The organism is Nostoc sp. UIC 10890, from assembly GCF_054786515.1.
This window is the reverse complement of the sequence record NZ_JBSGKF010000032.1, coordinates 1-9,912: the sequence shown is the minus strand read 5'-3', so window position 1 is coordinate 9,912 and position 9,912 is coordinate 1. Positions and strand designations below refer to the sequence as shown.

11 protein-coding genes and 1 pseudogene are annotated in these 9,912 nt (G+C 40.7%); 8 read left to right on the top strand and 4 right to left on the bottom strand.

Annotated elements, in window-relative coordinates:
- Positions 1-37 precede the first annotated feature (37 nt).
- The 3 genes from ACWATR_RS37750 to ACWATR_RS37740 form a co-directional block, all read right to left on the bottom strand.
- Entirely contained in the window at positions 38-559 is a 522-nt protein-coding gene (locus tag ACWATR_RS37750; protein ID WP_460344800.1) for a hypothetical protein, read from the bottom strand.
- A 169-nt stretch (positions 560-728) separates the two neighbouring features.
- Entirely contained in the window at positions 729-1,682 is a 954-nt protein-coding gene (locus ACWATR_RS37745; RefSeq protein WP_460344797.1) for a ParB/RepB/Spo0J family partition protein, read from the bottom strand.
- Positions 1,679-2,434 (bottom strand): ParA family protein, encoded by a 756-nt coding sequence (locus tag ACWATR_RS37740; protein WP_460344794.1) that lies wholly within the window; start codon positions 2,432-2,434, stop codon positions 1,679-1,681. Before ACWATR_RS37740 ends, ACWATR_RS37745 begins: the two co-directional genes overlap by 4 nt.
- 153 nt (positions 2,435-2,587) lie before the next feature.
- Between ACWATR_RS37740 and ACWATR_RS37735 the strand changes: the two are divergent.
- The 5 genes and pseudogenes from ACWATR_RS37735 to ACWATR_RS37715 form a co-directional block, all read left to right on the top strand.
- A pseudogene (locus ACWATR_RS37735) lies at positions 2,588-2,893 on the top strand (helix-hairpin-helix domain-containing protein); the annotation flags it as partial.
- Between the two features lie 285 nt (positions 2,894-3,178).
- Complete coding sequence (locus ACWATR_RS37730) at positions 3,179-4,129, top strand: RpoD/SigA family RNA polymerase sigma factor (protein ID WP_460344791.1); 951 nt, start codon at positions 3,179-3,181, stop codon at positions 4,127-4,129.
- Between the two features lie 93 nt (positions 4,130-4,222).
- A complete protein-coding gene (locus ACWATR_RS37725; protein WP_114080948.1) occupies positions 4,223-4,471 on the top strand; it encodes a hypothetical protein in 249 nt (82 codons plus the stop codon).
- A 372-nt stretch (positions 4,472-4,843) separates the two neighbouring features.
- Positions 4,844-6,202: a hypothetical protein gene (locus ACWATR_RS37720; RefSeq protein ID WP_460344787.1), complete on the top strand. Its 1,359-nt coding sequence runs from the start codon at positions 4,844-4,846 to the stop codon at positions 6,200-6,202.
- A gap of 120 nt (positions 6,203-6,322) precedes the next feature.
- The gene (locus ACWATR_RS37715; RefSeq protein ID WP_460344784.1) at positions 6,323-6,463 is read left to right on the top strand and encodes a hypothetical protein; all 141 of its coding nucleotides are present in this window, start codon (positions 6,323-6,325) and stop codon (positions 6,461-6,463) included.
- A gap of 144 nt (positions 6,464-6,607) precedes the next feature.
- Here the strand turns inward: ACWATR_RS37715 and ACWATR_RS37710 are convergent, their stop codons facing one another.
- The gene (locus ACWATR_RS37710; protein WP_109012796.1) at positions 6,608-7,195 is read right to left on the bottom strand and encodes a Uma2 family endonuclease; all 588 of its coding nucleotides are present in this window, start codon (positions 7,193-7,195) and stop codon (positions 6,608-6,610) included.
- A 44-nt stretch (positions 7,196-7,239) separates the two neighbouring features.
- Here ACWATR_RS37710 and ACWATR_RS37705 point away from each other — a divergent pair, with 44 nt between their 5' ends.
- From ACWATR_RS37705 to ACWATR_RS37695, 3 genes are all read left to right on the top strand, one after another.
- On the top strand, positions 7,240-7,401 hold the full coding sequence (locus ACWATR_RS37705) for a zinc ribbon domain-containing protein (protein WP_460344780.1): 162 nt from the start codon (positions 7,240-7,242) through the stop codon (positions 7,399-7,401).
- A 285-nt stretch (positions 7,402-7,686) separates the two neighbouring features.
- Positions 7,687-8,949 carry an AIPR family protein gene (locus ACWATR_RS37700; RefSeq protein WP_460344777.1) on the top strand — a complete coding sequence of 421 codons (1,263 nt, stop codon included), beginning with the start codon at positions 7,687-7,689 and terminating at the stop codon, positions 8,947-8,949.
- A 552-nt stretch (positions 8,950-9,501) separates the two neighbouring features.
- Positions 9,502-9,912: sigma factor (locus tag ACWATR_RS37695; protein WP_460344774.1), on the top strand; the 411-nt coding region annotated here is incomplete at its 3' end.

Sequence of the window (9,912 nt, the reverse complement as noted above, 5' to 3'; positions counted from 1 at the left end):
ATCTCTAACTTCTTGCTGAATACGTAATTTAGGGTTACTACTTGCTTACAGGTTCAGCTTTTTCTACTGAATTATCATTCACACCCAAAGTCAATTCCAAAGGAGTTCTTTGGGGGTAGGCTTTTACCACTTGTCGATAAACTTCATAGTTAGTAGGTAGCGTCTGCTGAGTATTACCCACTCCATAGGTCAGTTTGTACTTTACATCTTTGATTAATTCAGGTTTGCCTGCCTCTTCTTGAGGTCTTTTACGTTGTTCAACTTCATCAACACTTGGTCGCGGCGGTAAAGTAGGCCACCATAGCCCTCTGCCATCTGGGCCAACAACTGCTCCTGCCGGTTTCAATCCATTCCGATTCACCACTGAAGTGTTAGCAAAGGTTTCAATGCGTGGCTGTGGTTGACTAGTTAGGTTATTCGCATACTTAACTTGCCAGGTGTAACTGGTGAGTGCTGTAGCTTCATACTGTTCAGCAGTAGTAGTACTGCAACTAGTTAATGTCAGTGTCGTTAGTGCAGTTATTATTGAGGGTAAAATTTTCAGCTTTTGCAGTATCATTTGTAAATATCTTTTACCAATCACTCTTGATCTTGGTGTGTGCAATCATTGCTGCCAAGGTGAAGGAATCGATGTTGTAGAAAGCACTTCTCCCGTAACAATCTAATCGCCATTTGCCTATTTTGAAGGAATGACTTTAGGAATGCTGATTGCCATACTAAATGTAGTTTCAGTTATCATCACTGCTTTCAACTAATAAAGCTTCAAGTTCTACTAATATTTTTTGTAATCGCTTGTGCTGATTGGGATTATCCCAAACCTTTGATTTTTTTACTTTACTGTAGGCTTCATCTATCTTCTTTTTTAAAGAAGATGATTTTTTATCTGTATTTCCAGGCGTGTTTGCTTGAATTTTAGCAAGACGCTCTTTAATTTGACTTAAAGATAAATTATTTTGAATTGCATCAGACAGTAATGATTTACGTAGGGCTTCATCCCTAATCCGCGCAATTACTTTGGCTTTAGTATACTCGATGACTCCTGAGCGGAGAGCTTCCATAACATCTATAGGAAGTTTTAATAATGGGAGACGATTGGTTCTAAAACTTTCGGGGGAAAACTTTCCGATTGTGTTAAATACCTCAAGTAGAGACTGCCATTCTTGGCTGTGGATAACGTTATCCACAGACTCTCGTTCTGGATGAGCTGCTGATTGAAGTAAAGCAACTATTGATTCTGTGGTTTGATTAAGTTTTAATCCTAAGAGAGCAACAATACTCTCTGTTTCCTCAATTGGGTTTAAGTCCTCTCTTTGGAGATTTTCCGAGAGTGCTAGTTCAAGTGCTTCAACATCTGTCATTTCCCTAATAACAGCAGGTACAAACTCTAATTGAGCAGTTTTAGCCCCTTGGAAACGACGTTCTCCTGCAACTAGTTCATATTTCCCATCCTTTTGAGGACGGACGAGAAGGGGCTGAAGAATTCCATGCTGTTTAATTGACTCTACTAACTCAAGCATGGCTTGAGGAGCAAAGTAGCGACGAGGTTGTTGATGTGGTAAAACTATTTGTTCTATTGGGATAAGGAAAGCAGCGCTACTATTGTCTACTGCTTCTTCAACTCCAAATAAAGCATCGACTCCTTTAATTTCATAAGGTTGACTAACACGCTTCTTCATACTCATGGTAACGTCTCCAAACTTTGAGCAATCTGTTTGAGAATAGTGACAGATGGATGCTTAGAATTGTAAAGTGCTAACGGTATATGCTCTTGGGCTGCATCAGCAAAAGCTACGGATCGAGGAATAGCTGGATAAATGGTACCAATCTTAGATAGAGAATTAGTAATTGACTGTAAGCTTTGGGAGCCTTGTCCAGTTCGGTTATCGTACATGGTTGGAACTACTCCAGCAATCTGTAATTTTCGATTTGCCCGAGAACGGACACGCGCAATCGTTGTTAACAATAGTTCTGTTCCTTTTAAAGCTTTATATTCAGTTTGAATAGGAATGAGTACGTGTGTGGCTGCCACCAAGCTAATATAGCTAAGAATACCGAGACTTGGTGGACAATCAATTAAAATGAATTGGTATTGTGCGATAACTGGTTCAAGAGCCTCCTTTAGTCGAATATCTCGCATATCTGCGACAACAAGTTCTAATTCTGCGCCACTTAAGTTAATGTTCGCGGGGGCGATATCCATCCCATGTATATTCTGATGAATTGGTAATGGTTCTTCTCCCAGAATAGCTTCATAAACTGTCTTATCTAGTTCAGATGGCTCTAATCCCATAAAAGTAGTTAGTGAAGCCTGGGGGTCCATATCCACTAATAAAACGCTTTGCTGACTTTGAGCCAAATGGTAGCCTAAATTCATTGTCAGAGTAGTTTTGCTGACACCACCCGACTGATTAAAAACTGCAATGACTTTGCTCATTAACTGAACATAAATAATAAAGACATCAACTTAACAATATCGGTATCAGTCACATACTGGCAAAAGAAACTTATATTCAGTAGATTGAACTCTAACATTTCAACTATGATTTTGCCCTTTCTATGATTGCTAACTTTTTCAGTCTCCAAGCAATCCGGAATTGAAAAATACTTGGGTAGTGGGCTGATTAAAGGTGTTGGCCCAGTCACAGCAAGACGGATTGTTGCTCACTTCGGGCTTGAAACCCTGGACATCATCGAAAATAAGATTGAACGACTGATTGAAGTCCAGGGTATTGCCAAAAAGCGGATCACTCTCATTAAAAACGCCTGGTCAACTCAAAAAGCCATCAAAGAAGTAATGGTATTTCTCCAGGGGCATGGTGTTTCTACCACTTATGCTGTGAAGATTTACAAGCAATATAAGGATGAGGCGATCGCTACAGTAACCCATAATCCATAACTGTGATTTATCCGCCTCTTATAATATTGGTGCTAGATACTGGTATTGCCTGATTGTAGGAGATAAACAATTTTCTAGAGTGTTCGATAGCAAAAGTTCTAACGACACATTGAGAACGCCAATTACTCTGGATACGCTACGTGGTCTTCAGGCTACATAGCGCACGAATCCCCAACTATATTGCTTGCGATTAGTTGGGGTGCGTTCAAAATAGAAAACTTCAATGAACTATTTGATTTATACTTTTAAATTCCCTGATTTTCAAAAAAGCGTTGAGTTTGTATGTCCAGCCTCAGTTCCGACATGGTTCGCGTCTATTTGCAAGAAATTGGTCAGTATCCTTTATTGAAGCCAGACGAAGAAATTGCTTATGGTAGACAGGTACAACAAATGATTGCCATTGAGCAATCCAAAAATGAACTCACCCAGCAGTTAGACCGGGAACCAACAATGAAAGAATTAGCTAATGCTGTTGAAAAAACTGAAACACAAATCCGAGCAGCGCTACATCTTGGTCAAAAAGCTAAACAGAAAATGGTGACAGCAAACTTGCGGCTGGTAGTTTCTGTTGCCAAGAAATACCAAAACCGCAATTTGGAATTTCTCGATTTGATCCAAGAAGGAGCGATCGGTTTACAAAGGGGTATAGAAAAGTTTGACCCCAACCGGGGCTATAAGCTCTCAACCTACGCCTACTGGTGGATTAGTCAAGCAATAACCAGAGCAATCGCAGAACAATCCCGCACTATTAGATTGCCTGTTCATCTAACCGAAATCCTTAATAAAATTAAGAAGGTGCAGCGAGAAAGCTTTCTAAAACTCGGTCGCCATGCCACTGCTGAAGAAATTGCTGCCTCATTAAACATAAGCACAGATAAGCTTCGAGAATATCTCAGTGCCTCTCGTACAGCCATTTCTTTAAATAAAAAAGTCGGAGATGAGCAAGAAACAGAATTGGGCGAAATCTTAACAGACGTTGGTGTTTCACCAGAAAAACTCCTTACCCAAGAACTGCTATCCCAAGACGTGGCTAAATTATTAGAACCACTGACACCAATTCAACGTCAAGTGTTGACTTTAAGCTTTGGTCTTGAGAACGATCAGCATTTTAATCTCGCTCAAATTGGTAAAGAGCTAAACCTAAGCCGAGAGAGGATTCGTCAAATCCAAGTTAAGGCGATAAATATTCTCCGTCGTCAGCACAATGACATCCAAGAGTATTTATTTGATTAAGTAGAATTACTTTCGTTCAGATGATGCACGGATCTTGTAGAACTAAGACGAAAAACTATATTAAAGAAGTAAGTCCACAACAGTAATCAGTCAATGCCCAGTAAAACAATTGATGTCCGAGAGTACACTGTCAGAGCGCACAAACGGGAAATTCATACTCGCGTTTTTAACTTTGTGTGTAAGCAGTGCGAACAACCCACACAACGAGAAACTTTTGGTGTGCGACCGCTTTACTGTGAGAAATGCCGTCCGCCACAAGCACCCAAGAAATCAGTAGTCCCTATAGGCAAGAGGAAACCCAGAGCGATGACTTATAAGAGTGGTAAAGACATAGCCGGATGATTTTTTGTCTCAAGGGTGAATGAAGCAGTGCGCTCATTCGCCCAAGCTAACTCAAACTGGTAAAAAGTAACTCTAATAAATTCACATTAGGCGAAACTACATAACTGTTGAGCGTATTCTGTGGCTGACTGGATTACAGCGTGAAATAATAGCAAAAATGATCCCGTCAGAGGCAATTTAATAGAATATTGAAAGCAGAAATGCGCCTGCTGGCTCGTTGTACAGTCCCATACTCATCAACGTCATTGATATTAAAACTGGACTGACAAGAATAGAAAACGCTATGGCTAAAATAATCTAGCTATTGCTAGATGCGATAATCCTCAAAAACACTATAGGCTACATACAATTGTTGAGTAGAAAGATTCGTTTGTGGATGCCATAGTAGAAAGATCGCACACACTTAAACAAGCCTTGGTTGATTTTGTCGCTTATGCTGACGGCGAACTAGCACAAGCACTCGACATTTATGCATCTGCACAGATGCCTAGCGGTAATCGCGATCGCACCCAACAACAAGTAATCATTGACAGGTTTATTACAGAAGGGAAAATTGGCGATCGTTCACCTATAGAGTTATTTATCGCCAGTCATGCAGATTTGTCAGAGAGCGATTGCACTCTACTGAATAGCTGGCATCGTAGTTTTATTGGTTTATTTACTATCACCCAGATTTTACCTGATGGCTTAGAACTCATGAACTGGCTGACAGCTAAACATTACATAGTTTTGACAGCTAAAAATTACATTGTCAAGTCTAACAGCCCTGAAAAACAACCAGCCATATCTCGTTTCAAGCCAGGAGAGATTTTACTAACATGCATTTATCCTCTTACTGATAATGAGTGGATATTTTCTGGCTCTCACACATTTATGGGTAAACTCGGTAAGCCAAAACTTGCCGTCGCCATTGGAAATTTTAAAGATAATTATAAAAGTCATCTTTACAGCGATGCTCCCGACTTGCTAGAACAAGCATGGCAGTCAATAGAGCAATATCATCAGCAGTTTATTGAGTTTTTTGGGAGTGATGAAGTTACATTACCAGGATACCAACTCAATAAAAAGATAACTGAATTTCAAGAAATTATCACCGATAAATATCTCAAAGCGGTGGGACTTTATAGTTCTAAATCTTTGAATGAAATAGTAGTAAAAGCTGGTATTAGCACAGAAGAAATTATCGCCGCTGCTAAAGAATTTGGGATTGATACTAACGCTGCTTCTCAAATATTGGATGGGAAAAACAGTAAGCAAAAAATGGTTGCGCCGAAAGTAGATTTACCTGCTGAACTCAAGAAAGCAGAACAAGTCACAGCCATTTGTCACCCACGTTGGGGATTGATGTTTTTACCAACATATACTAAATTCACAACTATATTATTAGCTGATGATTGGCAAAGTATTGAAGGTGCAGCAAAACTAATTCGTCACTACTTGGAAAATAAAAATATTAATGCTTGTATCTGGTATCGGTTAGCACAAAAATATCCCACTCAACTAGAAAAAGTCTTGCAAGATTTCTTGCAACGTCCTGAGTTTAGCCTGAGCAATAATTTAGATAAAATTTTGCAAGAGTATGGTAAACCTATCGAGCCAGAATTACCAGAAATTGCTAGTGTTCCTTTACATATACATAATTTATTTCAAGAAGCACTTACAGAAGTGAATAAATCTAAACCCAAAGGTAAAAGACAAAAACAACCAGCGAAAGGTTTTCAAAGAGGTTAGTTTAATATTAAGTGCATCTCAAATCCAGGTAAATAAGTCGGAGAAAAAATTTATAAGTATGTAACAATCGAAAGGGAATGAAGCAGCAGCTATATGTGAGGTTACGGCAGTTGACATCAAGTGGACAGCCGTGAAGAGGCTGTAGATTGGCTGTTGCACGGGTTGCAAAAACAAGCCAAACCGTATCTATTATCCTTGCACGCTTTGCTATTGGCGGCTGTTAAAAGGGAATACAACCTTGTATGGAGACAGCCAAAGTAAACTTGATTGTTAATGCAACAATTCAACAATTATCTCATTGTATGAAAGCAATCCTTAATCTCATTGGTCTTCTGTGCTTGCTCTTAAGAGACGCTGCATTGCAACGTTTCAAATGTTGGGTGCGAAATGGGAAATTGCGTATTTCTAGGCATTTACAACCTTGGGGAATACCCGATTCAAGTCTAATAAAACATCTTCAAATCCAGGAATCGCTACTGACTGATGTGGTAAAGATATCTGCTTGCTGAGATAATTGAATTCACCTTGAGCATTTTGATAGGGTTGGCTATAACGCTCAAGTTGGCGAACATTTAAGTTGACAATCCAATAATCAGAAATTGCAGCTTCTGCGTAGATTTTTAACTTTGTTGTTTGGTCGTAATCTAGGGTTGAGTCCGAAATCTCAATCACTAAAAAAATATCTTCTGGATAGGGATGATGGGCGAGATAATCTTCGTCTTTGCCACGTGCTACCGCCACATCTGGTTCAGGTTCACTTTGCGAAGGCAAAGTAATCGGATCTTGTCCGCGAATCACGGCGCGATCACCCAACAACCGATCCAATTGGCGGCATAAGATAGAACCGCAGACTGTATGAGGTGTGCCCTTGGCTACCATCTGAATTAGTTCTCCGCGAATCAACTCGATGCGATCGCTCTCCTTTAGAAATTCCAGTTCAATCAGCCGATGATATTCGTCAATAGTAAATCGTTTTGGTGTGACAACGTTCATGGGACATCATCGATTTAACTGTTATCTACTTTCTAGCTTACCATTTGTATTCAAGAGAGTGGAATTGCCCCAACTGTGGGATACACCACGACAGAGATATTAACGCAAGTAAGAATATTTTGGCTGCGGGACTCGCAGTTTCAGCGCCAGTCACTCATGAGGGAAGCCCCCAAGACCGCGCTGGCTTGTCTGTGGAGCGAACATGAGACCTGACAGCCTTAAGGGTGAAGGGCAGTTGCGAAATACCCGTAAGGCTTGCCTTGAGCGTAGCCGAAAGGGAAAGAAACAGAAACCTAAGTCGTGAGTCTTAGGAATCCCCGACCATTTACGGCGGGGTGGATGTCAAACTGTAGCTGCGAAAAAACGTAGTTTTTCATGCAGGGCAATCGGTGGCAGTCCAGTTTTTTGGTATCTTATCTTGGTATTACACCCAAGACCTTGCACCCTAGTTTTGGTTAACATAGAAATTCCCCTGACATTGCACACATTGTATGCCCAAGACTTGGAACATCAAGATAGATAACTATTTTCAAGCCAACCCCAATTGCATCATCGCCACCGCCCATGTAGACTCGTTCCCCACAGACCTACCCCTAGAACCCAACATCAGGGAACCAAACCGCAAAAGCGCGACCTACAGACAAGTCTTCGATTCACTGACAACCGAACCCGATAAATTCTTCTCTCGTCATAGTGGAATCGTTCTGTCAGCTAATAAAGCTAAACCTGTCAAGAACAAAACTGAACTGGAGCTAGAAGTCTTAGAAGCGAACGAGGGCGGTAGCGATGGCATTATCAACGGTGGCCACACAGTATTAGGGTTTGAGCAAGCGAAAAATTATAACTACAATTTAAGTCAAGCCAGAGTAAAAGTTACCATCCATATCGGACTCTCGGAAGACGAGGCTAAGGATATAGCCCTAGCCTCCAACACTACAACGCCAGTAGATTCTCGCTCCAAAGTCAACGCTAGGGGTGATTACAAATTCATCAAGCAGTATTTAGCCCAGTTAGAACAGAAAGAAGATAGAAAATTCCGCATCGCTTATTATCAAAACCAAAGCGGCGCTCCCAGAAATGCCCAGTGCAATGTCACCCACTTGCTCAAGCTCCTTTACTGCCTCGACAGAAATAAATACAACCCCGACGGCAATAAACGAACCAAACACCCAGCAGGGATGAGTCTTCCAAGTAACATCACAGACGCAGAAAGGGAAAGATTAACTGCACTTTTGCCTCTCTTGACTCATGCCCTGTGGATAGAGCAAAGACTCTACGAAATAATCCAAGAACATATCAGCAACCCCAGAAGGAAGGGTGCTAACGACCTAGCATCAATTGATATACGTAAAACGACGTTATTACCTGACAGCAAGTATTCATTCGGGTTTGGTGCGCCAACCGACTTAGCACTACCGATAATCGCATCATATCGGGTATTTCTGGACAAGGACTATAAATGGATTCTGCCGTTTAACGAATTCGCTGAAGATTTCCTGCAACACCTGTGGAATAACTATTTCCGCAAATACTTGGTGTCGGAGAAAACAGCAGGAAATACAGTCGGTACAAAAATCAGCCGCAATCAAGAGATTTGGGAAAGTTTGTATATCTCGGCGCAAAGTTATCTAAATCAGCACTTGATGAAAATGGTCAACTCTAGCAAGGAAGAAGAATCGAAGGTGACACAAGGTACAAAAAAGAGGGGGAAAGGGAAAAGTGATGAACTCAGTGCGACTACTGTTCCCAAATAGTTTTTTACCGACCAGGGCATGAGGTATAGGGAGAATAGAACGAAGAAAAGCGTAAATCCCTGGTATTTCTGGATGAAAGAGTATGGAGTTGCTCCCTTCGAGTGTGGGGAATTAAGAAGATGTTGAACTCCTTCCTTGACGTACTCGCATTTAATTGTTTGAAACAGTACACCCAACACCATGTCAGCAAGGAGGTTTCACATAAATCTTCGTGCCATCATTCGGTATAGGGGAAAAACTCTTGTCCCCCATGCCCTACCTGACTTTTCCAGTTATCCAGTTAAGTCAGGAACTCTCAAAATAGCTTGGGTAATACCAGCTAATTAATTCTCAATAAGTTAAGTTTAATGACAGAACCTACGAGAGATAGAACTTTGGAATGGAGGTATAGTAAGCGCTCACTGGATACCGTTATAGATGATTGTGTTCTAGGTTGAATTTATTTATCGTAATCTCAGGTTAATATTTTTTAGCTGTTAAATCAGGAAAATTAATTCAGCGATTTGATTTATACTTTTAAATTCGTCTAAATATCAAAAAAAGTTTTATTGTATGTCCAGCCTGAGTCCAGACATGGTTCGTATCTATTTGCAAGAGATTGGTCGTTACCCAATGCTAACCGCAGACCAAGAAATTGCTTATGGGAGGCAGGTACAGCAAATCATGGCAATTGAGCAAAGAAAAAATGAACTCACCCAACAACTAGATCGGGAGCCAACAATAGTCGAATTAGCTGTTGATGTTGACAAAAGTGAAGTGGAAATAGCTCAAATACAAAATCTTGGGCAACGAGCCAAACAAAAAATGGTAACAGCAAACTTGCGTCTGGTGGTTTCGATTGCCAAAAAATATCAGAAGCGCAATCTGGAATTCTTAGATTTGCTACAAGAAGGGGCAATAGGTTTACAAAGGGGTGTGGAAAAATTTGACCCCAATCGCGGCTATAAGCTTTCCACCTACGTA

Excerpts from the sequence above, each read along its gene's own strand:
- ACWATR_RS37750 (WP_460344800.1), bottom strand. The coding sequence starts at position 559 with ATGATACTGCAAAAGCTGAAAATTTTACCCTCAATAATAACTGCACTA.
- ACWATR_RS37745 (WP_460344797.1), bottom strand. The coding sequence starts at position 1,682 with ATGAGTATGAAGAAGCGTGTTAGTCAACCTTATGAAATTAAAGGAGTC.
- ACWATR_RS37740 (WP_460344794.1), bottom strand. The coding sequence starts at position 2,434 with ATGAGCAAAGTCATTGCAGTTTTTAATCAGTCGGGTGGTGTCAGCAAA.
- ACWATR_RS37730 (WP_460344791.1), top strand. The coding sequence starts at position 3,179 with ATGTCCAGCCTCAGTTCCGACATGGTTCGCGTCTATTTGCAAGAAATT.
- ACWATR_RS37725 (WP_114080948.1), top strand. The coding sequence starts at position 4,223 with ATGCCCAGTAAAACAATTGATGTCCGAGAGTACACTGTCAGAGCGCAC.
- ACWATR_RS37710 (WP_109012796.1), bottom strand. The coding sequence starts at position 7,195 with ATGAACGTTGTCACACCAAAACGATTTACTATTGACGAATATCATCGG.
- ACWATR_RS37700 (WP_460344777.1), top strand. The coding sequence starts at position 7,687 with ATGCCCAAGACTTGGAACATCAAGATAGATAACTATTTTCAAGCCAAC.